General features: G+C 66.9%; 23 protein-coding genes and 1 pseudogene. 15 read left to right on the forward strand and 9 right to left on the reverse strand.

Going from position 1 to position 22,692, the window contains the following annotated elements; genetic code table 11:
* The first annotated feature begins 79 nt into the window (after positions 1–79).
* Positions 80–832: a class I SAM-dependent methyltransferase gene (locus GO591_RS13280; protein ID WP_157157258.1), complete on the forward strand. Its 753-nt coding sequence runs from the start codon at positions 80–82 to the stop codon at positions 830–832.
* A 31-nt stretch (positions 833–863) separates the two neighbouring features.
* On the opposite strand, the gene GO591_RS13285 is transcribed toward GO591_RS13280, so the two are convergent.
* From GO591_RS13285 to GO591_RS13310, 6 genes and pseudogenes are all read right to left on the reverse strand, one after another.
* On the reverse strand, positions 864–1,523 hold the full coding sequence (locus GO591_RS13285; RefSeq protein ID WP_157157259.1) for an alpha/beta hydrolase family protein: 660 nt from the start codon (positions 1,521–1,523) through the stop codon (positions 864–866).
* A gap of 12 nt (positions 1,524–1,535) precedes the next feature.
* A complete protein-coding gene (locus GO591_RS13290) occupies positions 1,536–1,937 on the reverse strand; it encodes a VOC family protein (RefSeq protein WP_157157260.1) in 402 nt (133 codons plus the stop codon).
* A 9-nt stretch (positions 1,938–1,946) separates the two neighbouring features.
* Positions 1,947–2,371: pseudogene (locus GO591_RS13295) on the reverse strand (helix-turn-helix transcriptional regulator).
* A gap of 15 nt (positions 2,372–2,386) precedes the next feature.
* A complete protein-coding gene (locus tag GO591_RS13300; RefSeq protein ID WP_157157261.1) occupies positions 2,387–2,629 on the reverse strand; it encodes a three-helix bundle dimerization domain-containing protein in 243 nt (80 codons plus the stop codon).
* A 49-nt stretch (positions 2,630–2,678) separates the two neighbouring features.
* Positions 2,679–3,578: an LLM class flavin-dependent oxidoreductase gene (locus tag GO591_RS13305; RefSeq protein ID WP_157157262.1), complete on the reverse strand. Its 900-nt coding sequence runs from the start codon at positions 3,576–3,578 to the stop codon at positions 2,679–2,681.
* On the reverse strand, positions 3,575–5,683 hold the full coding sequence (locus tag GO591_RS13310; RefSeq protein ID WP_157157263.1) for an LLM class flavin-dependent oxidoreductase: 2,109 nt from the start codon (positions 5,681–5,683) through the stop codon (positions 3,575–3,577). Before GO591_RS13310 ends, GO591_RS13305 begins: the two co-directional genes overlap by 4 nt.
* A gap of 79 nt (positions 5,684–5,762) precedes the next feature.
* On the opposite strand from GO591_RS13310, the gene GO591_RS13315 reads away from it, so the two are divergent.
* The gene (locus tag GO591_RS13315) at positions 5,763–6,104 is read left to right on the forward strand and encodes a winged helix-turn-helix transcriptional regulator (protein WP_157157264.1); all 342 of its coding nucleotides are present in this window, start codon (positions 5,763–5,765) and stop codon (positions 6,102–6,104) included.
* 85 nt (positions 6,105–6,189) lie between these two features.
* Positions 6,190–6,459 (forward strand): hypothetical protein, encoded by a 270-nt coding sequence (locus GO591_RS13320; RefSeq protein ID WP_157157265.1) that lies wholly within the window; start codon positions 6,190–6,192, stop codon positions 6,457–6,459.
* Between the two features lie 23 nt (positions 6,460–6,482).
* On the opposite strand, the gene GO591_RS13325 is transcribed toward GO591_RS13320, so the two are convergent.
* The gene (locus GO591_RS13325; RefSeq protein ID WP_157157266.1) at positions 6,483–7,265 is read right to left on the reverse strand and encodes an IclR family transcriptional regulator; all 783 of its coding nucleotides are present in this window, start codon (positions 7,263–7,265) and stop codon (positions 6,483–6,485) included.
* Positions 7,266–7,370: 105 nt separating this feature from the next.
* Between GO591_RS13325 and GO591_RS16095 the strand changes: the two genes are divergently transcribed.
* The 8 genes from GO591_RS16095 to GO591_RS13365 are packed head-to-tail and all read left to right on the forward strand — an operon-like array spanning position 7,371 to position 16,764.
* Positions 7,371–7,916: an acetyl-CoA carboxylase biotin carboxyl carrier protein gene (locus GO591_RS16095; RefSeq protein ID WP_157157935.1), complete on the forward strand. Its 546-nt coding sequence runs from the start codon at positions 7,371–7,373 to the stop codon at positions 7,914–7,916.
* Positions 7,913–9,268, forward strand: a complete 1,356-nt coding sequence (locus GO591_RS13335; protein WP_157157267.1) for an acetyl-CoA carboxylase biotin carboxylase subunit — start codon at positions 7,913–7,915, stop codon at positions 9,266–9,268. Before GO591_RS16095 ends, GO591_RS13335 begins: the two co-directional genes overlap by 4 nt.
* Entirely contained in the window at positions 9,261–10,721 is a 1,461-nt protein-coding gene (locus GO591_RS13340; RefSeq protein ID WP_157157268.1) for a pyruvate/oxaloacetate carboxyltransferase, read from the forward strand. Before GO591_RS13335 ends, GO591_RS13340 begins: the two co-directional genes overlap by 8 nt.
* A complete protein-coding gene (locus tag GO591_RS13345) occupies positions 10,718–11,578 on the forward strand; it encodes an HAD-IIA family hydrolase (RefSeq protein ID WP_157157269.1) in 861 nt (286 codons plus the stop codon). Before GO591_RS13340 ends, GO591_RS13345 begins: the two co-directional genes overlap by 4 nt.
* A 12-nt stretch (positions 11,579–11,590) precedes the next feature.
* Positions 11,591–13,423 carry a PEP-utilizing enzyme gene (locus tag GO591_RS13350; protein ID WP_157157270.1) on the forward strand — a complete coding sequence of 611 codons (1,833 nt, stop codon included), beginning with the start codon at positions 11,591–11,593 and terminating at the stop codon, positions 13,421–13,423.
* A complete protein-coding gene (locus tag GO591_RS13355; RefSeq protein ID WP_157157271.1) occupies positions 13,420–14,544 on the forward strand; it encodes a PEP/pyruvate-binding domain-containing protein in 1,125 nt (374 codons plus the stop codon). The genes GO591_RS13350 and GO591_RS13355 overlap by 4 nt, the downstream gene beginning before the upstream one ends.
* Complete coding sequence (locus GO591_RS13360; RefSeq protein WP_157157272.1) at positions 14,534–15,883, forward strand: phenylacetate--CoA ligase family protein; 1,350 nt, start codon at positions 14,534–14,536, stop codon at positions 15,881–15,883. Before GO591_RS13355 ends, GO591_RS13360 begins: the two co-directional genes overlap by 11 nt.
* Entirely contained in the window at positions 15,880–16,764 is an 885-nt protein-coding gene (locus GO591_RS13365; RefSeq protein ID WP_157157273.1) for an amidohydrolase family protein, read from the forward strand. Before GO591_RS13360 ends, GO591_RS13365 begins: the two co-directional genes overlap by 4 nt.
* Before the next feature lie 17 nt (positions 16,765–16,781).
* Here the strand turns inward: GO591_RS13365 and GO591_RS13370 are convergent, their stop codons facing one another.
* Entirely contained in the window at positions 16,782–17,246 is a 465-nt protein-coding gene (locus tag GO591_RS13370) for a lipocalin-like domain-containing protein (protein WP_198295477.1), read from the reverse strand.
* A 113-nt stretch (positions 17,247–17,359) separates the two neighbouring features.
* Between GO591_RS13370 and GO591_RS13375 the strand changes: the two genes are divergently transcribed.
* Positions 17,360–18,277 (forward strand): LysR family transcriptional regulator, encoded by a 918-nt coding sequence (locus GO591_RS13375; RefSeq protein WP_157157274.1) that lies wholly within the window; start codon positions 17,360–17,362, stop codon positions 18,275–18,277.
* A 51-nt stretch (positions 18,278–18,328) separates the two neighbouring features.
* Here GO591_RS13375 and GO591_RS13380 read toward each other — a convergent pair whose 3' ends face one another.
* The gene (locus GO591_RS13380; RefSeq protein WP_157157275.1) at positions 18,329–19,501 is read right to left on the reverse strand and encodes a Fic family protein; all 1,173 of its coding nucleotides are present in this window, start codon (positions 19,499–19,501) and stop codon (positions 18,329–18,331) included.
* A gap of 205 nt (positions 19,502–19,706) precedes the next feature.
* On the opposite strand from GO591_RS13380, the gene GO591_RS13385 reads away from it, so the two are divergent.
* Genes GO591_RS13385 through GO591_RS13395 form a run of 3 tightly spaced genes read left to right on the forward strand, consistent with a single transcriptional unit; the run spans position 19,707 to position 22,644 of the window.
* Positions 19,707–20,189, forward strand: a complete 483-nt coding sequence (locus GO591_RS13385) for a transporter substrate-binding domain-containing protein (RefSeq protein ID WP_157157276.1) — start codon at positions 19,707–19,709, stop codon at positions 20,187–20,189.
* Positions 20,186–21,184, forward strand: a complete 999-nt coding sequence (locus GO591_RS13390) for a cation efflux transmembrane domain-containing protein (RefSeq protein WP_157157277.1) — start codon at positions 20,186–20,188, stop codon at positions 21,182–21,184. Before GO591_RS13385 ends, GO591_RS13390 begins: the two co-directional genes overlap by 4 nt.
* Before the next feature lie 41 nt (positions 21,185–21,225).
* A complete protein-coding gene (locus tag GO591_RS13395; RefSeq protein WP_157157278.1) occupies positions 21,226–22,644 on the forward strand; it encodes a hypothetical protein in 1,419 nt (472 codons plus the stop codon).
* The last annotated feature ends 48 nt before the right edge of the window (positions 22,645–22,692 follow it).

Raw genomic sequence — 22,692 nt, forward strand, 5'->3', positions numbered from 1 at the left:
CAGTCATTGTTGGGATCGTCTCGATGAACGTCGACCTATAGTCCCGTTCTACTGTTGATGGATTGGGCGAGGGGCAATCATGGATGGCGCGGACGAGGACGGCTGGTCTAACGTCGCGGCCGAATGGGCGGCCCTCTGGGGAGATTTCTCCGGCCCCGCCCGGCAAGCCCTGATCGACACGAGCGGTATCGGCCCAGGGTCACGCGTGCTCGACGTCGGCTGCGGCAGTGGTGAGTTCCTCGCCATGTTGAGCCGCCTGGGAGCATTCGCCGCCGGCACCGATCCAGCTCCGGGAATGCTCGAGCTGGCCAGGCGCCGAAGTCCGGCCGCGGACATCCGTCCGGGTACCGCCGAAGCGATCCCCTGGCCCGATGACAGTTTCGACGTCGTCACCGCAGTCAATGCGTTCCAGTTCGCCGAGAACACGCGTGACGCGCTGGCGGAGGCGGTCAGGGTCGCGGTTCCCGGCGGTTCGATTGCCGTCTCGAACTGGGCGGAGGGCGAACTCAACGACCTGAACACGATCGAGGCCGCCGTCGCCCACGCCGATGGTGAAGAGCTGGCGCCGGATGGCGAGCTCCGCCGGGCCTGCGGCCTGCAGGAGCTGTTCCGCGACGGAGGACTCGAGCTCATCGCCGCGGGACTCGTCGATGTTCCGTGGGAGGCCATCGACGATGATGCCCTCATTGACGGCGTCCTCCTCGGCGAGACCGCCGAGAGGGCGTTGTTCGCCCGGGTGGTGGTCGAGGCCGCACAGCCCTTCCGGATGGCATCCGGGAGCTACCGACTGGTCAATCGGTTCCGGTATGCGGTCGGGCGGGCACCGAAGTAACCACCCAGTGCCCCGAGCAGCCGACCCTGGACTAGCCGTTCGCCCGCATGAACTCCGCCACGGCCGGCGCCAGCAATGCACCGATCTCGGCGGCGGACTTCTTGACGCCGGCGACTTCGAACGAGTGGCCGCCGCCCTCGCGCCAGTCGATCACCGCGTTCGCGCCGATCCGCGACACGACTCCGTCCAGCAGCTCGGGCGTCGCGAACGAGTCGCGGGTGCCTTGGAGGAACAGCATCGGCAGCGAGAGCTCGTACAAGTGCTCGTCGCGCAGCTTGTCGGGCTTGCCCGGCGGGTGCAGCGGGTAGCCGAGAAAGACCAAGCCCGCGACATCCATCCCGTCCGCGACGGCCATTGACGCCATCCGACCGCCGAACGACTTGCCCGCCGCCCACACCGGCACGCCGGTGGAACGCGAGTGGGCGGCATCCGTCACCGCCTTCCAGACCGAGATCGCGGCCGGTGGCCGGTCGGGGAAGCGGCGCCCGGCGTCCCGATACGGGAAGTTGAAGCGCAGCGTGGCAACGCCTTCTTCGTTCATGGCGCTGCTGAATCCGGCGAGGAACGGATGCTCCTTGCCCGCGCCGGCGCCATGCGCGATCACCAGCGTGGCGAACGGATTCCCGGGCCGGGCATACAACGCAGAGACGCTGTCGTCGCCTGCGGGGATGGTCAGGGCTTCATCGGGCACCCTCCCATCTTGCTACTCCTGCGAGATTCGCACCGTGTTGCCGGACGGGTCACGGAATGCGCAGTCGCGCGGCCCCCAGGGCTGGTCCATCGGTTCCTGCAGCACCTCGGCACCCGACGCCCGCACGCGCTCGTAGGTGGAGTCGAGGTCGTCGGCGCGGAACACCAGCATGGGCAGCACGCCCTTGGTCAGCAGTTCCTGCATGGCGTCGCCGTCGGCCTTCGAGCGTCCGGCGTGCGGTTCGGAGAGCACGATCCCGAGACCGGGCTGGCTGGCGGTGCCGAGGGTGACCCAGCGGAATTCGCCGGATGACACGTCGTTCTGCACCTCGAGGCCGAGCGCGTCACGGTAGAAGGCGAGCGACTCATCCACATCGTTCACGGTGACATTGGTGTACTGGAGTGCGATAGTCATGCGGCCAGATTAGGCCTGAGGTATCGGCGCCGCTTCTCGAATCCTGCTCGGTCTGGTGCGCTGCTTGGCGATGCACGGTGGCATCGCCGTGACGGCGTGATGCTCCATCGCACGGTAGGCACTCGGCGACATCCCGACCAGTTCGCTGAAGCGCGAGCTGAACGAACCGAGCGAGGTCGCCCCGACCGCCATGCAGGCTTCGGTCACGGACAGGTCGCCGCGCAGCAGGGCCATCGCTCGCTCGATGCGACGGGTCATCAGGTAGTTGTAGGGCGTCTCGCCGTAGGCGGCCTTGAACTGGCGGGAGAGTGCGCCGGCGACATCAGCGCGCGCTGCGCCGTCGTCGGCACGTCGAGCGGCCGGGCGTACTCCCGGTCGATCAGGTCGCGCGCGCGGCGCAGATGCGCGAGGTTCGCGAGCTCCTGCGGGGTCACACGATGAGGGTACCGCTACCCGTGATCGGTCGGCTCAACCCCGACCAAGGTTGCGGCGGCGTTCTCATCAGCGTTGAGCCGATCTCTGACGAGGTGCTCCACGAGAACCGGGATGAAGTCGCGCACTGGCCGTCCGGCGAACTCGTCGTGAGCCTGGCGAACCAACGCGGCGATGCGGTCGCGGGCGACCGTTGGGAATCGTTCGGCGAGCCGATCGATTGAGTGCTCGACTGCAACCTGCTCCTCGTCGAAGTTCATAGCTCCAGTGTTGGGGTGGGAGTGGAGGAGGTCAACGGTGGTTGTCAACCTAGGCGGCGCGCTCGGCTGCGACCAGTTCGCGGGCGGCCGGGGCCACCTCGGCGCCGAATAGTTCGATGGTCGCGGCATCGTCGCTGGCGAGAATGAACCCGGAGGTGCCGTACTCGAGCGCGATCTCGGCGGCCTGCTCGGCCCATTCCGCGGGCGGTCCCGAGAACAGGCCGGTTCCGGATGTCTGGAACCTGCCGCCGATGTTCAGCAGGCGCCGCACGGCCCGCGGGTCCCGTCCGGCAGCCTGCGCGCCCTGGTCGATGAGGGCGTTCATCCGGACGAGTTCGGCCGGGCCGTTCTTGAGATAACCCAGCGAAGGCAGCCAGCCGTCACCGGCGCGACCGGTGAGCCGCAGCATCCGCGGCTTGTACGCACCGATCCAGATGCCCATGTCGTGCGCCGGTGCCGGTCCGCGCTTTGCTCCGGCGACCTGGTAATAGCTCCCGTCGACCCGCACGCCGCCGCGCGCATCGGTGTTCCAGACCTCGCGGAAGATCCGGATCGCCTCTTCGAGCGCGTCGACACCCTGGCCGGGCGTCAGTCGCCGTCCGCCCATCGCCTCGATCGCGTCCCAGAAGCCGCCCGAGCCGATGCCGAGCTCGATCCGGCCACCGCTGAGCAGATCCAGCGACGCGGCAGTGCGCGCGAGCATCACCGGGTCCCGGAGCGGAAGGTTGGTGACGTTGGCGCTGATCCGGATGCGATCGGTCCGCGCGGCGATGTAGGACATCAGTGTCCACGTGTCATGGAACCGCGGCTGGTACGGGTGGTCCTGGAAGGTGGCCAGGTCCAGTCCGGCCTGATCCGCGATCACAGCAAGGTCGACCGCGTGCTGTGCGGGCTGGTTCAGCGGGGTGATGAAGACCCCGAACTGCAGGTCGTGTCCGTAGTCGGTCATGATGCTGCCTCCTCGGCGAGCGCGGGGGCGATTGGAAAGTTGTCGTTGAACAGATTGTCAGGGTCGAACCGGGCTTTGAGCTCGCGCAGTCGTGCCAGGGTCATCGGCGTGAAGGCGTCTTCGAGCTGTTCCGGCCCACTCTCGGTCTCGAAGCTCAGGTAGAGACCGTCCATGAACGGATAGAGGCTGTCCCAAGCGGCATTCAGCCAGGCGCGGTTCGAGCCCATCGCACTGATGGCGAAGTTCGCATCGCGATGCGCGTACGCAGTGGCATCCGGAGCGATGTCGGATGCCGCGCCTCCGGTTGCCCGGATCTGGAAGAACTGGGTGACCCCGCTCCGCACGAAGCGCGCGGTCGCCTCGGCGAACTCCGGGGTGATGTGCCGGGTCAGCCCGGAGCGGCTGACCGGCTCGCCCCGCCCCTGGTGGGCAACGTCCTGCGCCTTCAGGAGGGCCGCGGCGTAGGGCAGCAACTGAACGGACTGCTGGTACAGCGGTGCAATGTCGGCGAACGGCTGCAGTTGGGCAATGATCGTGTCTGGATCGTCTGAGTCGACCATGGCGGACAGCTGTGCGATCATCGGCTGATCCGGACGGGGCGCGCCCATCAGCAGGAAACTAGTGGTCTGCCGCGGCGCCGACTCCTGCGTGGCGCCCCACCTCATCAGGAAGTCCGCAGTGTCGTCGACGACGAAGACGAGTTGCGCCCAGCCGACGGCGGGCACCACGGCAGCCTCGAATTCGAACGCGGTGACGATGCCGAAGTTCGCGCCGGCACCGCGGACGGCCCAGAACAGTTCGGGGTTCTCGGTGTCGCTGGCGTGCACCTCGGAACCGTCGGCGAGCACCAGGTCGACGGCCCGCAGGTGGTCGATGGCCAGGCCGTGGTTGCGGCCGAGGAAGCCGATTCCGCCGGTGGTCGCGAGCCCGCCGACGCCGACTCCGCCGAAGTCGCCCGAGCTGATCACCAGGCCGTGCGGTTCGAGGGCGGCCGCGACATCCTGCCAGCGCGCTCCCGGGCCAATCCGCACCAGACGGCTGCCCTCGTCGAGCACCTCGATGTCGTTCATCGCAGCGAGACTGATGACGATGCCGCCGTCGTTGGTGGAGCGGCCGCTGATGCCGTGCCCACCGCTGCGCAACGACAGCGGTACGTGGCGATGATCGCGCGCGAAGGCGAGCGCCGCGACCACGTCGGCCGTGTTCCGGGCTTGCAACACGAGGCCGGGCGAACCGCCACGGAGGTAGGTCGACCGCGTCCGCGAGTACACGGTGTCGCCGGGTTCGACCGCGATGTCGGCCAGTGCAGCAGGCAGTCCGTCGTAGTCAATCCCCGGACGGCGCTTGGCACGCGCCTCGGCACGACGAGGTACGCGTTCGGCTCCAGGTGCCGCGGCGCGGAGGGTCGGGATGACCTCGCGGGCGAATGCCTCAATCGCGGCAGGGTCATCGGTGCGCAAAAAGAAGCCGGAGACGCCCTCCGCGAGCAGCGGTGCGAGATCGATGGCGGGGTCGGTCACAGTGACCGTGCGGCGGATCTCGCGCGGGTCGCGACCCAGCTCGCGGGCGGCCGCGTCAATGGCGGCATTGGCAGCGCGGAGTTGCTCCGGCGCGGTGACAGTGGTGAGCCAGCCGTCGGCTTCGCGGCCGGCGAGCTGCAGCGTCCGTGGGTCGTCGCCGGCCAGGTGGATCGGAACGTCGTGCGCGGGAGCCGGCCCGCGTTCGGCCCCGCCGACACGGAAGTGGTCGCCGTTGTAGCGCAGCAGTCTTGCGTCGTCGACGTTCCACATCGCGCGCACCACGTCGAGGGTTTCAGCGACCGCCTCGGAGTCGTCACCGCGGAACGCGAGCTCGAGCCGACCATTTGAGAGCAGGTCCAGGCTGGCCGATTTGCGGGCCAGGACGGCGGGGAACTCCGGAACTGGCAGCGCGGCCGACAGACGGACGCGCGCGGTTCGCGCGGCGATCCAGGACAGCAGCGTCCACTGATCCAATTGATCGTCGGTCTCGATGCTCACGCTGTCGAAGCCTCGCTGCTCGCTGAGCTCAGCCAGCTCCGCGGTGGTGATCGAGGTGCCGAACTGGAGTGCGTGGCGGTAGCTCATGGTGAATCAACTCTGCCGAATGGACGCGACATCCGCCAATCCACCGTAAGCTACTTACCAAGAGTTAGCGAGGTCGCCCGTGGACACTGAGTTCGAGCACATCAACGACGACGAATGCCGCAGGTTCCAGGCATCCGTCGAACTGGCCGGTCGCAAATGGGTGGCCGCGATCCTGCTCGCTGGGGCGCGCGGCGCGCGGCGGTTCTCGGAGTACCGAACCCTCGTTGAGGGCATCTCGGATCGGCTGCTCGCGGCTCGACTGAAGGAACTCGAGACCGAGGGCCTCATGCACCGCGACGTCCAGCCGACCACTCCCGTGTCGATCAGTTACGCTCCAACGGCATCGGGACAGCAACTGATCTCGCTGCTGCATCCACTCGTGACCTGGAGCCGAGAGCGGCAAGCGGCGGCGCCACTGTGACCCGATGTCGAGTGTTGCGGCACGGCGAGACGCGGCTTAGACTCAACGACATTCGAAGATCTGTTCGAATGAAAGGTTTCGGCTGATGCGCACCTCATACCCTGTCCAGGCGGTCGCTCTCTGGTTCAGCGACGGCTTTCCCGCCCGGCTCGTGCATGCCGGTGAGCGCTGGCGGGTCACTGACACTCCGACCCGACTGTTCGGCGAAGACGAGGCGATCCCGCCGATGATCACACACCCGCCGAGCCGGCCGATCGGCTGGCGTTTTCAGGCCACCAGCGCCAGCGGCGTCACGCAGATGTTCGAGGTGGTCGAGGTCGACGGAGAGTGGCTGCTCGGCCGCGTGTACGACTGAGCGCCGAACGCCGCTCGCCTGACTCAGGGGGCGTCGATACCGCGCTCCGCGAGTTCGGCACTGATGTCCTCCCGCGCCCGGAAGGCAAGATTAAGGACCTCCGTGGTCAGGATGCTCGGGAATCGTGACGCCGGCGTCGCGATGGACACGGCGGCGATCGGGCGACCGGATGCCCCGCGCAGGGCCACGCCGATCGCGCACACTCCGCTCTCGGCGCTTCCCCGATTGAGTGCGTAACCCTGCCGCGCGATGCCGCGGAGTTCACGGCGAAAGGCGGCGTACTCGGCGTCCGCCATCCGCTCGCCTGCGATATCCGCGCCCTGCGATCGATAAAGCCGCTCAAGCACCTGCTCGTCCACGGTCGCGAGCAGGACCTTGCCCCCGGAGGTGCGGTGTGCAGGCAGCACCTGGCCCTGCCTATTGCTCACCCGCAGAACATTCGACGATTCGACGGTAGAGAGGAACCTCACCGTTGCGCCGACGCGGATCATAAGGTTGACCGACTCATTCAGGCGGCCGGCAAGCAATTCAAGGTACGGGTGCGCGACGTCACGAAGCGCTCGCGTCCAGGAGGTGCGCACCGGGTTCCCATCCAGGCCGGGACCGGGAAGATAGGCGTGCGATTCGTCCTGCACGGCGAAACCGCGGTAGACCAACATCGTCAGCAGCCGGTGAGTGGTCGAGGGCGCGATTCCCAATTCGGCGGCGGCATCCTTCACCCGCAGGCGGCCCTGATCGCGCAGCAGCTGCAGCAGCCAGAGCGCGTTGTCGACCGAGTCGATCGCGTACTGAGGACGGTGCTGCATCGACGCATTCTGCACGGAAGAATCCTATTGCCAACCGCATTCTGCAACGCAACAGTTGTCGCAATCGCGGACGACGCAGTCCCGGGTCACTCATCAAGGAGGATGATGGACATCGATTTCGAGGAACTCGCGATCTTCGTCGAGACGCTGGAGAACACCGACTTCACGCACTTCCTGTACGAGAAGGGCGACCTGCGCATCGAGGTGCGCCGGGCGGGCGCAACCGAGATCCCGTCGCCGACGCCCACCGCGGTTGTTCCCAGGCCAGCTGCAGCTTCCCCGGCCTCTCCCGATTCGCCCGGCTCCCCGCCGTCGCCGTCGCCGTCGCCGTCGCCGGAATCATCCTTGTCACCGAGTGACCCGCCCGCTTCAGCCCCACTCGCACCCGTCGCCACCGAGGCTGACGTCGTGGTCACGGCCCCGCTGCTCGGCACCGTGTACCTGGCCCCCAAGCCCGGCGAGGCGCCGTTCGTCGAGATCGGTTCCACGGTTCTCGCCGAGTCGTCGTTGTGCATCGTCGAGGTGATGAAACTGATGAACACCGTGCACGCCGGCACCGGCGGCGTCATCAGCGCCATCCATGTGCGGGACGGGGAGCTCGTCGAGCACGGGCAGGCGCTGTTCAGCATCCGCCCGGACGCGGCAGTATGACCGCGCACCGCGTCTTCGTCGCCAACCGCGGTGAGATCGCGGTGCGGATCCTTGACGCGTGCGCGCGGCTCGGGGTGGAAACGGTGCTCGGGGTGTCCGCCGCCGATGTAGAGACGCTGGGCGCCCGCCGCGCCGACCGCACCGTGGTCCTCGGACCGGCCCGCTCGACCGATAGCTACCTCTCCATTCCCGCCGTCGTGCACGCCGCCGTCGCCACCGGATGCACCGCGCTGCACCCGGGCTACGGATTCCTGTCTGAGCAACCCGAGCTCGCCCGGCTCTGCGCCGAGAACGGCATCATCTTCATCGGGCCGACCGCGGAACAACTCGAGGCGCTCGGCGACAAATTGCGCGCTCGGGAGCTCGCGGCATCCCTTGGCGTTCCGCTTGCCCCGGGAGGGGAGGCCGACACCCTGGCCGAGGCGCAGGCCCTCGCCGAGCAGATCGGATACCCGGTGCTGATTAAGGCAGCGCACGGCGGCGGCGGGCGTGGCATGAAGCTGGTCGAGGCCTCCGAAGAACTCGAGCACGCGTGGTCGGTCGCCTCGTCCGAGGCGGAGTCCGCGTTCGGCGACGGCACCGTCTTCCTCGAGCGCTACATCCGCGACGCCAAGCACATCGAAGTGCAGGTCATCGGCGACACCCACGGACATCGCGTTCACCTCGGCGAGCGCGAGTGCTCGGTGCAGCGCCGCTACCAGAAGGTGATCGAAGAGGCGCCATGCGCCGCCCTCTCCGCCGAGAACCGGCGGCTGCTGCACGAGTCCGCGCTGCGGATCGCCGATGCTCTCGACTACATCAGCCTCGGCACTGTGGAGTTCCTCTACGACGTGCAGCGCGAGCGGCTCAGCTTCCTCGAGGTCAACCCGCGCGTGCAGGTCGAGCATCCGGTCACCGAGGCCGTCACCGGCGTGGACCTGGTGCGCGAGCAGTTGCTCATCGCCTTCGGTGAGCAACTGTCCTTCGCACAGGCCGACGTCACGGTGTCCGGTCACGCCATCGAATGCCGGATCACCGCCCAGGATCCGGATGCCGACTTCCAGCCGTCGCCCGGACGCGTCATCCGCTGGCGACCACCGGCCACCGGCGGCATCCGCGTCGACTCGCACATCTACGAGGGCTACCTGTTCCCGCCGTATTACGACGCGCTCATGGGCAAGCTGATCGCGTTCGGCAACGATCGCGATGACGCTGTCTCGCGCGTGCAGCAGGCACTTGCTCGGTTCGAGATCGCCGGGCCACGCACCAACCTGCCGCTCCTGCAGGCGATCACCGGGCATCCCGATTTCGCGGCCAATACGGTGACCACGCATTGGCTGGAAGGCATGATCAAGGAGGCCGTCCATGGCTGACATCCGTTTGGTCGATGTGTCGTTGCGCGACGGCAACCAAAGCCTCTGGGGCGCAACCGGCGTGACCAACAAACTGGTCTCCGACGTGGCCCCATCGCTCGGTCGGGTCGGCTACCACGCGGTCGAGCTAATGACCAGCACCATGTTCGCGACCGCGGTGCGCTACCACTCGGAGGACCCGTGGCAGCGGGTGCGCGATGCGCACGCCGCCATGCCTGACACCACACTGGGCTTCCTCACCACCGGCAAGCGCTTCATCAGCTTCACCCGCACCCCGGACAACCTGTTCGAGCTCGCGTTCGACCTGCTCAGGCGCAACGGGATCACCCGGCTGTGGGTGATCGATCCGATGCACAACATGGCGGACACGATCCGCACCGCGGAGATGGCCAAGCGGGTCGGATTCGAGGAGGTCATCGGCGGTATCTGCTACAGCATCAGCCCGGTGCACACCGACGAGTACTACCTCGACAAGATCGCCCAGCTGGATGACACGGATGCCGTCGACGGGCTCTACCTGAAGGACCCGGCCGGGCTGCTCACCCCTCAGCGGGTCGCCGACATGGTGCCGCGGCTGAACGCTCGCCTGCGCCACAAGACTCTGAACGAGCTGCACTCGCACTGCAACACCGGGCTCGCGCCGCTCACCCTGCTTGAGGCGGCCGACCACGGCATGGACATCCTGCACACGGCACTGCCGCCGCTCGCGAACGGCGCATCGCACACCAACGGTCTGCAGCTGATCGAGAACCTCGCCGCTCGCGGCCACACGGTGAATGTCGACGCCGGGGCGATGGCCGAGGCATCCGGGGTGATGAGCCGGTTTGCCCGGCTTCACCGGCTGCCTGCGGGCGCGCCCGCGGAGTACGACGAGGTGTATTACCGGCACAACATCCCCGGCGGCGTGCTGTCGACCCTGCGCCGGCAGCTCAGCGAGATCGGGCAGGAGGCGCTGTTCCCCGCCGTGCTCGATGAGGCGGTGCAGGTGCGCGAAGACCTCGGCTGGCCGATCGTGGTGACCCCGTTCGCCCAGTACATCGTGACCCAGGCAACCCTGAATGTGATGGCCGGCGAGCGCTACGCGCGGCTCTCCGACGAGGTGATCGACCTGCTGCTCGGCGAGTTCGGCGAGATGCCCGGCCCAGTGGATCAGGACCTGCTCGACCGCGCCACCAGCTCACACCGCGCCCGGGAGCGGGAGAACACGCCCGAGCCGCCCAGCCTCAAGGAACTGCGGCAGCGGTTCGGGCTTGGCATCAGCGATGAAGACTTGCTGATGCGGGCGCTCATGCCCGGCCAGCAGGTCGATGCCATGGTCGAACGGCGTGACAGCGCGGCGACCGGTTCGCTGCGCACCCTGCTCGCCGGTCTCAGTGGCGCGCCCGATGTTCGCTCGTTCAGCGTGACCAGCTCGACCAGCACCCTGACGGTGCAGAGAGGAACGAGCTCGTGACCGAGTCGACGACCGCCCCGATCGGACTGGAACGGCTGGCCGAGGCGACCGGCTGGGTGCTCGATGTTGACGGATGCCTCGTCAGCACGAGTCGCGCGGGCGGATCGGGCGGCGTGGCCATTCCCGGCGCGATCGAGTTCGTTGCGGCGCTCCGTGAGTCCGGCCGGTCGATCCGGGTGTGCACCAACGCCTCGCAGAAGTCGCCACGGGAATACGCCCAGCACCTGCGCGCCCTCGGCTTCGACATCCGGGATGACGAGTTCCTGACCGCGGGCAGCGCGGCAGCGCTCTATTTGGCCGACCACCACCCGGGCAGCCGCATCCTGGTGCTCGGCGAGAGCGGTCTGCTGGAGCCGATCCGCGCGCTGGGGCTCGACGTGGTCACCGATTCCTCGGCCGAGGCGGATGTCGTCGTGGTCGGCGCCGACGACCACTACAGCACCGCTGATCTGAACGCCGCCTGCCTGGCTGTCGCCGACCGCGGGAGCCCGCTCTACGTGACCGTTGACACCCCCTGGTTCCACGGCGGACGCGGCCGGTCGATCTGCGTCTCGGCCGCGATCGCGCACGCGATCACCTGGGTGACCGGCGTGCAGCCGACCGTGCTCGGCAAGCCGTCACCCGCCCTGGCCGAAACCCTGCGCCACCAGCTCGGCGGCCCAGACAAGACTCTCGCGGTGGTTGGAGACGCTCCGGCGGAACTCCGGCTGGCGCAGGAAATGGACGCCTTCGGGCTCCTGGTGCTGACCGGTGCCACCCGCGACAGTGACGTCGCGGGCCTCGGCCCCGAGCTGCGCCCGCACCTCGTGGCGGACAGCGTCCGCCACATCAACTCACTGCTGTCTCCCTATCTCTGAAGGAGTACCACCATGAGCACCTCCGACCACTTCCCCTTTATCCGTGAGTTCCAGCCGCCCGCCGGGGCCGAAGGCTGGGAGCGGATGTACCCGTACTTCCTGACCTCGCAGCCCGAGGGCGAACAGCTCGAAGACGAGCGCCTCTGGTTCGCCGACACCATGCACTGGTCGCGCGCGGTGTACCCGCTCGACAGCATCGGCGCCGAAGCGGTTTACCTGGGCGCCGGGCAGAACAGCGCACGCATCTTCGCGCTGCCCACCTCGCTCGGCCTGGACATGCGCGTGGTCAACGGGTACGTCTACATCTCCCCCACCGGCATCACGGACCCGGACGTGATCAACGAGCGGCTCGTGCACTTCCAGGAGCGCGCCGGCTACTACTTCGCCAACTGGGAGGAGCTGTACGAGCAGTGGAAGAACAAAATGACCTCGGTGGTCGAAGCCATGCGCGGCATCGATTTCCCGGCCCTCGCCGAGTACGAACCGATTGAGGTGGTCACCGAGGCCCGCGGCCGCTCGACCGCGTGGGACCTGATCGCCAGCTACCACAAGCTGATCGACGACTTCTTCGTTGCCTGGCAGTACCACTTCGAGTTCCTCAACCTCGGCTACGGCGGTTACATCACCTTCTTCCAGACCTGCAAGCAGTTCTTCCCCGAGATCTCGGACCAGTCGGTAGCCCGGATGGTCGCCGGTGTCGACGTGCTCGCTTTCCGTCCGGATGACGAGTTGCGCGGCCTCGCGCGTAAGGCAGTTGAACTCGGCGTCGACAGCATCGTCAGCAGCGGTGATGACCCGGCGGCGATTATCGCGAGCCTGCGTGACAGCGAGAACGGCCGGGCGTGGATCGACGCGCTCGAGACCGCGAAGGATCCGTGGTTCAACTACTTCGCCGAGTACGGCTTCCTGCATGACCAGGACACCTGGCTGTCGAACCCGTCCATCCCCTTCGCCGGCATCGCTCGGTATATCGAGATGCTGCAGGGCGGCGAGGAGATCGCCCGGGATGTCGCCAAGCTACGCACCGAGCGTGACGCCATCGTCGCCGAATACCGCGGGCTGCTCGCGGAGGACGAAGCGGCGCAGTTCGACGGCATGCTGCAGCTTGCGCGCACGGTGTTCCCGTTCATCGAGGAGCACAACATCTACGTCGAGCACTGGACCCACTCGGTGTTCTTCCAAAAGCTGCGCGAACTCTCCGCGCGGCTGGTCGAGGTCGGATTCTTCGCCGACGCCGAGGACATGTACCTGCTGAACCGGATCGAACTCGACGAGGTGCTGGCCGACGTGGTCCAGTCGCATGTGATCGGCGTTCCCGCCCGGGGCGTGCAGAAGTGGCGCGCGGAAGTCGCCGAGCGTAAGGGCATGATGACCGCCCTGCGCTCGCAGGCCGCGGCACCCGCCCTCGGCACCCCGCCTGCGGAGATCACCGACCCGTTCGCGATTATGAACTACGGGGTCACCACCGAGCGCATCCGCGACTGGCTCGGCCAGTCGAGCGGCGAAGGCGCGCTCACCGGGGCGGCAGCATCCCCCGGCGTCGTCGAGGGTATGGCCCGGGTGATCCTGACCGAGAAGGACCTGCCGCAGCTGCAGCCGGGCGAGATCCTGGTCGCCCCGATCACCGCCCCATCGTGGGGTGCGGCGTTCTCGGTGGCATCCGCAGTGGTCACCGACATCGGCGGCATGATGTGCCACGCCGCGATCGTCTGCCGCGAGTACGGGCTGAGCGCCGTCGTCGGCACCGGCTTCGCCACCAGCCGGATCAAGACCGGTCAGCGCATCCGAGTGAACGGCGACGACGGCACGGTGACCATCATCGGTGAAGCAGAGGAGGCAGCATGACAATCCTCACCGATTCCACGGCGCCGGAGGCGTCGGACCTGAGCCTGGTGGGCGGTAAGGCCCTCGGGCTGGCCAGGATGACCGCGGGCGGCATCCCGGTCGCCCCCTGGCTGACGGTGTCGACGCGGGTGCACCGCGCGTTCCTCGAGCAGACGCAGCTGAACTTGCGAATCGAACGCGTGATCAACGCGATCGACTGGAGTTCGCAAGACAGCCTGGCGGACGCCGAGCGCCAGATCGCCGCGATCTTCGCTGAGACTCCGGTCCCTTCCGACATCGCCGAGGATGTGGTCGCCGGATACCGGGGGCTCGCCGAACGACTCGGGGTGCCCGAACTCTCGGTCGCGGTCCGGTCATCGGCGACCGCGGAGGACACTGCTGACTCGAGCTTCGCCGGCGAGTACGAGACCTACGTCGGAATCACCGGCGCCGAGCAGGTCGTCGAGTACGTCAAGCTGTGCTGGGCGAGCGGTTTCACCGCCCATGCCCTGGCGTACGCGCACGACCGCGGGTTCTCTCCGCTGGCGGTGTCTATGGCGGTCGTGGTTCAGAAGACGGTCAAGGCACGTGCGGCCGGGGTCATGTTCACCCTCAGTCCCGCAACCGGCGATCGTTCGCGGATCGTGGTCGAGGCCAGCTGGGGGATCGGGCTCGCCGTCGTCGGCGGCGAGGTCACTCCAGACCGGTACGCGGTCGACAAGGTGAGTCTCACCATCCTCGACCGCATCCCCGGCGACAAGAAGATCGAGTACCTAGATGGGCAGACCTCGACACCGGTCGATGACGCCCGACAGGCGCAACTCTGCCTGTCCGACAGCGAGGTGCTCGAGTTGGCACGGCTGGGGAAGGCATTGGAGAAGCAGCAGGGCGGCCCGCAGGACATCGAGTTCGCGATTGACCGCGAACTGGCCGACGGGGCGAACATCATCCTGCTGCAGTGCCGTCCCGAGACGGTGTGGTCGACGCGCAAGCGCGCTGCTGCCGCGGCCCTGCCGCTGATGGATCAGGTTGCCGCGAGCGTGTTCGGGCTCGGCAAGCCCGGCTCGGCGGACTCCGCCGGCTCGGCCGGATCTCCCGGTAAGCGTGCCTTCGTTCTGACGGAGGTCGGCCATGCCCATTGATGCGCACTGGGATGCCGACAGCGACACCCGACCGTGGGCGGAGACGCAGCAGGCGCAGCTACGGCAGGTGCCGGAGTTCATCCGGCGCCTGTCGGCAGCGTCGGAGGCGTGGCGGGATCATCTTCAGGGGGCGGATGTCTCGGAGCAGACCTCCGTCGAGAGCCTCAGCAGCATCCCGTTCACCACCAAGGACGACCTGCGCGCCAGCCAGGCTGAGACGACGGTGGGCAATCCGCTCGGTCGGCTACAGGCCGCGCCAACCGGTGAGCTGGTACAGATCATCGCGTCGTCAGGGACGACCGGGACGCCGGTGTTCTTCGGACTGACAGAGGGCGATTGGGCGCGTTGGAAGCACAGCATCGGCAACGCCTTCTTCACCGCCGGAGTGCGGCGGCCGAGCGTGGTCGCACTGACCACGGGCATGCCCATGGTTGCCGGCGGCATCGCCTACGCCGACGCCATTCGAGAGGCTGGCGGCACGCTGGCCTGGGTCGGAGGGCAGACCGTGCCACGTACCGCGACGATCCTCGAGCGGTTGAGCGTCGATGTGTTCGTCGGCACGGCCTCGTACGCCACCTTCTTCGCCGACCGGGTCGCCGAAGAACTCGGCAAGCCAGCCACCGAACTGTCGGTGCGCACGATCATCGGTGGCGGCGAGCCGGGCCTCGGCGTGCCCGAGATCCGCGAGAAAGTCGCCGCAGCCTGGGGAGCAACCCGCGTGAGCGAGATCATGGGGCTCGGCGACGTGCTGCCTGCCATGTGGGCGGAGTGTCCCGTCGGCCAGGGCATGCACTTCACCGCAGCACCCAGCGTGTTGGTCGAACTGATCGACCCGGACAGCCGCGAGCATGTGCCCTGGGAGCCGGGCGCCACCGGAGAAGCCGTTTACACGACGCTGCTACGGGAAGCATCGCCCGTTGTTCGATTCCGGTCGCGCGACCACATGCAGGTCACCGCGGTGGACTGCGCCTGCGGGCGCACCTCCCCCACCGTGCGCTGCATCGGCCGCACCGACGACATGCTCATCTACAAGGCGATGAACGTGTTCCCGTCGGCGATCCGCGAGATCGCCTTGGGCGCCGGCGAGGGAAGGCTGACTGGTGCGATGCGTATTCGTAAAGACAGCGCCGCGCAGGTGCGCTTCGACGATCCGATCCCCGTAGAGATCGAGGTGCGGGATGACGTGTCCGTCGCCGAGCAGACCGCGCTGCTGGATGCCATCGCCGAGCAGGTGCGGCAGCAACTGCGGGTGCGGATCCGCCCCGAAGCGTTGCAGCCGGGCACGATCCCGGTCGGCGCCTACAAAAACGCACTCACCTACGTCCCCGAGCCACGATGAGCGTCGAACAGAAGGCGCTCGATTTGGACGGAATCAGCGCAATCGATGTGCATGTGCACATCGACGTCGACGATCACGGCCACGCGTCCCTTCCCGATGCGTTGATGGCGGGAGCACACGCGCACTTCCAGTCATCCGGCGGCATCCCGAAACTAACCGAGATCGCCGAGTACTACCGCGAACGCTCGATGGCCGCGGTGGTGTTCACCGTGGATTCCGAGTCGGTGACCGGCCATCGCGCGATCTCGAACGACGAGATCGCCGACGGCGCGGCCGCCAACTCAGACGTGCTCATCCCGTTCGGCAGCATCGACCCGGCGAAGGGTGATGTGGCGGTGACCGAGGCGCGGCGGCTGGTCACCGAGCGCGGCATCCGCGGTTTCAAGCTGCACCCGAACCTGCAGGCCTTCTTCCCCAATGATCGGAGCGTGTACCCGTTCTACGAGGAGATTCAGGCCCTGCAGGTGCCGATCATTTTCCACACCGGGCAGAGCGGGATCGGATCGGGGATGCGTGGCGCTGGCGGGCTGCGGCTCAAGTACTCGAACCCGATCCACCTCGATGACGTCGCGGTGGACTTCCCCGACCTGCGCATCATCATGGCGCATCCGTCCTTCCCCTGGCAGGACGAGGCACTCGCTGTGGCGACCAAGAACCCCAACGTGTACATCGACCTGTCGGGGTGGTCGCCGAAGTACTTCCCGCCCAACCTGGTGCAGTACGCGAACAGCCTGCTGAAGGAGCGGGTGCTCTTCGGATCGGACTATCCGTTGCTCACGCCCGACCGCTGGATCGCCGACTTCGACAAGCTCGAGATCAAATCCGACGTGCGGCCGATGATCATGAAGCAGAACGCGATGCGGGTGCTCGGCCTCGGGTAGAGGCCGAGCATGTGCGGCTACGCCGCGGCGCGCTCCCAAGTGAGGTAGGAGTTGACCTCGACGCCACCGGACATGATCGGCACCGCAGTCGACAGGTGCAGGTTCTTGCCGTCCGTCTCCACCACGCGCGGCTGGGTCTGGCCGATCCAGTTCGGGAACATCGACACGGTCATGCCGTGCGTCAGCGCTTCGTCCGAGACCTCGAACGGGCCGGAGTAGGCGATGTAGCTCATCGACTTCTCCATCGCTTCGCTCTCGGTGACGTTGAACCAGTCGCCGGATGCCACCGGCTTGCGCTCCGGGTTCATCAGCTGGGCCGACATGAAGCCATCGGGCGTGTACATGATGATGCCCATCGGGTCCTCTCCCAGCGGATGGCGGTCAGCGGAGCCATCGGTCGGGCACTCAACGTAAGAGACGAGATTCCACGCGCCGATCAGGGTGTTGCGGAGTTCTTCGGCGGTCATGGCGGTCTTGTTCATTTTCGTTTCTTTCGCTGTGTGTGGTTTGGACGTATCCATCGTCTTTCCGGACGTCCGTTCGCGTCCAATGGTCAAAGTCGATTGAAATGATCAGATAATGCGATCATTGCATAGTGGATTTAAAACGGCTGAAGGCATTCCTCGCGATCGTTGAAACCGGCACGTTCGCAGCGGCCGCCGATGAATTGCGCTCGGCCCAGTCCACGATCAGTGCCAGCATCGGCATTCTGGAACGCGAGCTCTCGGTCGAGTTGTTCGATCGGTCGGCCCGGACCGCGGTGCTGACCGCGGCGGGTCGGGCGCTCGTCCCGGAGGCGAAAGAACTCCTGCGCCGTGAGGCGCTGACCCGCCGACTCGTCCAGGATGCGTCAACCAGCCTCAGCGGGGAACTGCGGTTAGGGGTGATCAGTTCGGTGGCGCCGGTACCCCTGCCGCGGGTGCTGCAGCGCTTCACCGCGGCACATCCGCAGGTCAGGCTTCGGGTTTTGTCGGATGCCATCGGCACCCAAGGGCTCATCGAACGCCTCCACCGGTCGGATCTGGATTTGGCGATCGTCGCGGGACCCTTGCCGGGTGGGACCAGGGCCGACGAGCGGGTCATCGAGGAACTGGCAGCGGGTGATCTCGTGTGCATCGTTCGCCGTGACGATCCGCTTGCTGAGGGCCGCAGCGTCCGACTGGATCAGATTGCCGAGCGTCGATGGGTCGAGGCACCGCCCGGTCAGGTCAATCGGTTCACGACGGATGCGGCATTCGCGGCGGCTCGGCTTCAGCGGACGGTTGCGCTGGAGATCGGCAATTCGGCCGAGGTCCCGGACTATGTGGCCGCCGGCATCGGCGTGGCTGTGGTCTCGGATTACGTGGTCCGAACGCGGGACGACCTCGTGGCGCTGCCGATCAGCGGCGCCAAGCTTCGCTGGTCGATTGGAGTCGCCCGCCTGCGGGAACGGGACTCCGCGGTGATGCAGGCGCTGTGGAATGAGTTGGTCGAAACGGTCAGGATTCAGCCGCTGCAGCAACCTTCTGGGTAACAACACCCGAAGGATGGTCGTCGGCGTGGATCGGCTAAGCCCGGCGAGCTGTCAAGAGTTCCGCCGAATGTTTTCTGCATAGCGGTCGAGGACGCCAAGGATCCCGCTGTGTTGCCACACGCGGTTACGCCGCAAGCCGGTTCGTTCCACCAGAACGCCGCGCTCGGTGAGCAGATCCAAAGTGCGCTGAGCAGTCATGTCATTCATCCGAAGCTCGCCTTTGAGGTACCTCGCGTTCACGATTGGCTGGCCAATCAGGCGCGGCAAGACGCGCCACGCGGCCGCATGGGCACGAACTCCCGAGAGCAGTGCGCGTGAATCGCTGAGCTGCGCGGCAAGTTGATCGACGAGGTCCCGCCCGGTTACCGCCGCGAAACGGGAGGCTCCGGCGAATCGGCGGATGATCGGTCCAGCGTCACCATGCCGAAACGCCGATAGAGCCTCGAAGTAGGACCCGATGTCGGTAAGGAGACCAGCGGAGATGGGCACGGTTGCGTGCGAGACCAGTCGTTTATTGCGCAACATGGCTTGCGCGAGCGCGCGTCCCGTCCTGCCGTTGCCATCGACGAACGGGTGGATTGTCTCAAACTGGGCATGCGCAACTGCCACCTGCATCAAGATGGGGAGATCGTCTCGGCGCGCGAACTCGATGACGTCGGCGACGGCTGCGGGCGCGCGGCCGTGCTGAGGCGCGACGAAATCGGCACCTACTGGCCCCGCATTGTCCTTGCCGATCCAGACGAGTTCGTTGCGGAACCGGCCCGCATGTTCCTCGGAGCCAGGTTGGTGCCGGAGCAACTCACCGTGTATGGCGAGAATCGCGTCCTCGTCAACACGATCCGATAGACGAAGTGCCGCTTCCATCGCACGAACGTTGCCTACTACAGTCCGCGCGTTGGATGCATCGCTCTCGTCGATCTCAGCGAGCGCAATCTGTTCGGCGCTGGTCGTGAGGTTCTCAATCTGAGAACTCGAGGCGCTCTCGGTACGGAGAAGAATCGCCGACATGGGACCCACCGCGGGATTCTCAGCGCCTAGCACGCGCAGGGCGTACAGGTCGAAGTCCACGAGTGCACGTGCGGCATCTTCGACGTCAGCACTCCATGTTCCGAAAAGGCTCGGCTGCCAATCGGCGATCGCGGCCGGGACGATCGACTGGTATGCCCCGCGCTGCCTCGCCAACTCAGCGCGGGAGTAGTAACCGGTGTCTGTCGGCGTCCACATTCGCGTTTCGTAGGACGCGCGCGGGACCGCGACAGCGTCGTCGACAGGATCCGTTATCACACCACCCATGCTACTAACACTTTCGGCAGGAAGTGTTAGTACATCATCCCGTTACTCACAGTTAGCCATTCACATTCGATCATCATCCGAGAAGGCCGGGGATTTTTCCGGGCACCCGGATGGCGTGCCCGGTACGGTCAAGCTCATGAGCAGGTTGCACCACCGAATTGCGGCCGCCATCATCATGGCGGCCGTTCCCCTACTGACTGGATGCGGCACCATCCCCACCGATCCGGACGGCACGTTCGACCGCGTCAGCGGCGGCACCCTGCGCGTCGGTGTCTCGCTGAACTCACCGTGGACCGAACAGGTAACTGAGGACCAGTTCGAAGGCACAGAGGTCGCGCTCGTGGAGAGATTCGCCGACGAACTCGACGCAGAGATTCAATGGACGATGGCCGGCGAAGAAGCGCTGATCCGCCGCCTGGAACACGACCAGCTCGACCTGGTGATCGGCGGACTCACCGATCAGACACCGTGGATCGACAAGGCGGCAATCACCCGCCCGTACGCCGAGACGAGTGATGAGCACGGCACGCGCAAGCATGTGATGGCGGTGCCAATGGGTGAGAACAGGTTCCTGGTCGAACTGGAGACGTTCCTGCTCGATGGGGAGGAAGGCTCATGACCCGCCGCTTCGGACGCACCGAGCTGCCGCCCCGCCAGCTCGAAGTGCTGAACAGGGCAATCCGGATCGAGTGGCTGACGATCGCCTTCCTGGCCGTCGCCGTGACGATGATCTACCTCGTGCTCGGCAACTCGCAGGCCATGAAGGCGGCCTGGGTCGAGGACCTGCTCTCGTTCCTGCCGCCGATCGCCTTCCTGCTCGCAATCCGGATCATCAACCGGCCACCAACGGCGAAGTATCCCTACGGCTACCACCGGTCGATCGGTGTTGCCCATCTGGTGGCCGGTGTGGCGCTTGCCACGATGGGCACGTTCCTGCTCGTCGACTCTGGGATGGGCCTGCTCACTGCGGAGCATCCGCCGATCGGCACGGTCGAGTTGTTCGGGGTGACGTTCTGGCTCGGCTGGCTGATGATGGGCGCCTTGGCGCTGACCATCCCACTGCCGATCTACTTCGGCCGCGTGAAGATGAAACTCGCCGAAGAGCTGCACGACAAGGTGCTCTACGCCGACGCCGACATGAACAAGGCAGACTGGATGACCGCAGTCGGAGGCATCGTCGGCGTGGCCGGCATCGGGCTTGGCATCTGGTGGTCGGATGCCGCGGCCGCACTGTTCATCGCGTCGAGCATTCTCTGGGACGGCGTGAAGAACATGAAGGGCGCCATCACCGACCTGATGGACACGCGCGCAACCACCTTCGATGACAAGAAGCCGCACCCGGTGATCACGAAGATCGACGAACACCTGCGCGGACTGCCATGGGTGCAGGATGCCGGCTCCCGCGTGCGCGACGAAGGACACGTGCTGCACGTCGAGTCGTTCGTCATCCCCAAGCACGACACAACCCCGACGCTTGCGATGCTGGAGGAAGCGCGCGCCGGCTGCGCCGACCTCGACTGGAAGATCCAGGACATGGTGTTGGTGCCGGTCTCGGAGCTGCCGGAAGAGGTGGACGGGGCATCCGACGCCCGGCAGTCCGAGCTCAATCGATAGAGGCCATCCGTCTCAACAGGTGTCGCCCCTAGGATCGCACCATGGATCTGGTCCTCGTGCTCGTCGCCGCCGTCCTCGCGGTGCTGGCCATCGGGGTCGTTTCTCTCGTCGCGGTGATCCGGACGCGCACGAAACGTCGACGACTGCAGAGCGAGAGTCAGGCCGCTGCACAACTGACCGAGTTGGAACAGCGTGCAGGGTCGGCGCTCGTGCGAGCCGATGAGCGCATCCGCCTGGCTGACGACGAACTCGGCTTCGCGATTGCCGACTTCGGAGACGCGGCGACCACCGAGTTCCGTGCGGCGCTGCAGCGTGCGCGCCAACGGTTGAGCGAGGCATTCCAGCTGAACCAGCTCCTCAGCGATCACGTGCCCGACACAGTCGAGCAGCGGCAAGAGTGGAACGAGCGCATCGTCTCGCTCTGCCAGTCGGCGGAGTCATCGCTCACCGAACAGACCGCCGCGTTCGCCGCCCGTCGGGCCGCCGCGCACAAGGCACCGTCGGAGATCCAGCGCGTGCGCGCCGACATCGAGCGCTTCCGGCAGTCGTTGCCGCCCAGCCGCAGCGCACTGGACAGCCTGGCCGAGCGGTACTCGGAGTCCGCGCTCAAGCCGATCGCGGCGAACCCGGCCCAGGCCGAGGGCCTGCTCGAGTTCGCCGAGCGCAGCACCCAGGTCGCCGAATCCCGGCTGGCGGCGTCCCGTGACGCGGACGCGGCCGCGGCGCTGCATGCCGCGGCCGAGTCGATCCGGCGGGCCGAAGCGCTGATTGACGCCATCGACAGTTTCGAAGTCGAGGCGATCAAGGCCGAAGCGGCGCTGACCGCGATGGTCGCCGAATCGCACGCCGAACTGGCTGCGGCCAGGCAGCTGCCGGAATCGACCCGCCGCGGACGCATCGATTCCGCGATCGCCGACCTCGAGCAAACGCTCCACGCGCTGCCGGCGCCCGGCGCGCGGCCCGACCCGGTCGGTTCACTGTCGGCGGTGCGCCGGGCGAACACCGCCTTGGATGACGCGGTCGCCGAGCACACCGAGCAGGCGGATCGGAAGGAACGGATGCGCGCGCAGCTGGTCACCGCGATCGACGACGCCGAACGGCAGATCGCGGCAGCGCGTGGCCTGGTTCTGGATTACCAGATTCCGGTGGGTCCGGATGCGCGAACTCGACTGGCTGAGGCGGAGCGCGAGCTCGTCGGCATCACCGACGAGCGGGATCCCGAAGTCGCCATCGTGCGAGCCCGCCGCGCGGCCGGACTGGGCGCGGAAGCTGCAGCCATCGCGCGCGCCGATCTGGCGTACGCGCAGGGGCAGGCGCAGGGCTACGCGCCGTACGGTCCACCGCGCACCTACGGATCGACGGGATCGCAGGTCATCACCGGCGTGCTCGGCGGGCTCGCGATCGGCGGACTGCTTGACGGTCTCGGCGATCTCGGCGACTTCGGCGACTTTTTCGGCTAATGCAGTCCGCTGATCCAGTCCGCTGGTCGAGCTTGCCGAGACCGCCCC

Origin of the sequence: Diaminobutyricimonas sp. LJ205 (assembly GCF_009755725.1) — a bacterium.
GTDB lineage: Bacteria > Actinomycetota > Actinomycetes > Actinomycetales > Microbacteriaceae > Ruicaihuangia.

Bases quoted from the DNA above. Each gene is read 5' to 3' on its own strand.
- GO591_RS13280 (WP_157157258.1), top strand. From the start codon at position 80: ATGGATGGCGCGGACGAGGACGGCTGGTCTAACGTCGCGGCCGAATGG.
- GO591_RS13290 (WP_157157260.1), bottom strand. From the start codon at position 1,937: ATGACTATCGCACTCCAGTACACCAATGTCACCGTGAACGATGTGGAT.
- GO591_RS13300 (WP_157157261.1), bottom strand. From the start codon at position 2,629: ATGAACTTCGACGAGGAGCAGGTTGCAGTCGAGCACTCAATCGATCGG.
- GO591_RS13305 (WP_157157262.1), bottom strand. From the start codon at position 3,578: ATGACCGACTACGGACACGACCTGCAGTTCGGGGTCTTCATCACCCCG.
- GO591_RS13310 (WP_157157263.1), bottom strand. From the start codon at position 5,683: ATGAGCTACCGCCACGCACTCCAGTTCGGCACCTCGATCACCACCGCG.
- GO591_RS13320 (WP_157157265.1), top strand. From the start codon at position 6,190: ATGCGCACCTCATACCCTGTCCAGGCGGTCGCTCTCTGGTTCAGCGAC.
- GO591_RS13325 (WP_157157266.1), bottom strand. From the start codon at position 7,265: ATGCAGCACCGTCCTCAGTACGCGATCGACTCGGTCGACAACGCGCTC.
- GO591_RS16095 (WP_157157935.1), top strand. From the start codon at position 7,371: ATGGACATCGATTTCGAGGAACTCGCGATCTTCGTCGAGACGCTGGAG.
- GO591_RS13335 (WP_157157267.1), top strand. From the start codon at position 7,913: ATGACCGCGCACCGCGTCTTCGTCGCCAACCGCGGTGAGATCGCGGTG.
- GO591_RS13340 (WP_157157268.1), top strand. From the start codon at position 9,261: ATGGCTGACATCCGTTTGGTCGATGTGTCGTTGCGCGACGGCAACCAA.
- GO591_RS13350 (WP_157157270.1), top strand. From the start codon at position 11,591: ATGAGCACCTCCGACCACTTCCCCTTTATCCGTGAGTTCCAGCCGCCC.
- GO591_RS13355 (WP_157157271.1), top strand. From the start codon at position 13,420: ATGACAATCCTCACCGATTCCACGGCGCCGGAGGCGTCGGACCTGAGC.
- GO591_RS13360 (WP_157157272.1), top strand. From the start codon at position 14,534: ATGCCCATTGATGCGCACTGGGATGCCGACAGCGACACCCGACCGTGG.
- GO591_RS13365 (WP_157157273.1), top strand. From the start codon at position 15,880: ATGAGCGTCGAACAGAAGGCGCTCGATTTGGACGGAATCAGCGCAATC.
- GO591_RS13370 (WP_198295477.1), bottom strand. From the start codon at position 17,246: ATGAACAAGACCGCCATGACCGCCGAAGAACTCCGCAACACCCTGATC.
- GO591_RS13380 (WP_157157275.1), bottom strand. From the start codon at position 19,501: ATGTGGACGCCGACAGACACCGGTTACTACTCCCGCGCTGAGTTGGCG.
- GO591_RS13385 (WP_157157276.1), top strand. From the start codon at position 19,707: ATGAGCAGGTTGCACCACCGAATTGCGGCCGCCATCATCATGGCGGCC.
- GO591_RS13390 (WP_157157277.1), top strand. From the start codon at position 20,186: ATGACCCGCCGCTTCGGACGCACCGAGCTGCCGCCCCGCCAGCTCGAA.
- GO591_RS13395 (WP_157157278.1), top strand. From the start codon at position 21,226: ATGGATCTGGTCCTCGTGCTCGTCGCCGCCGTCCTCGCGGTGCTGGCC.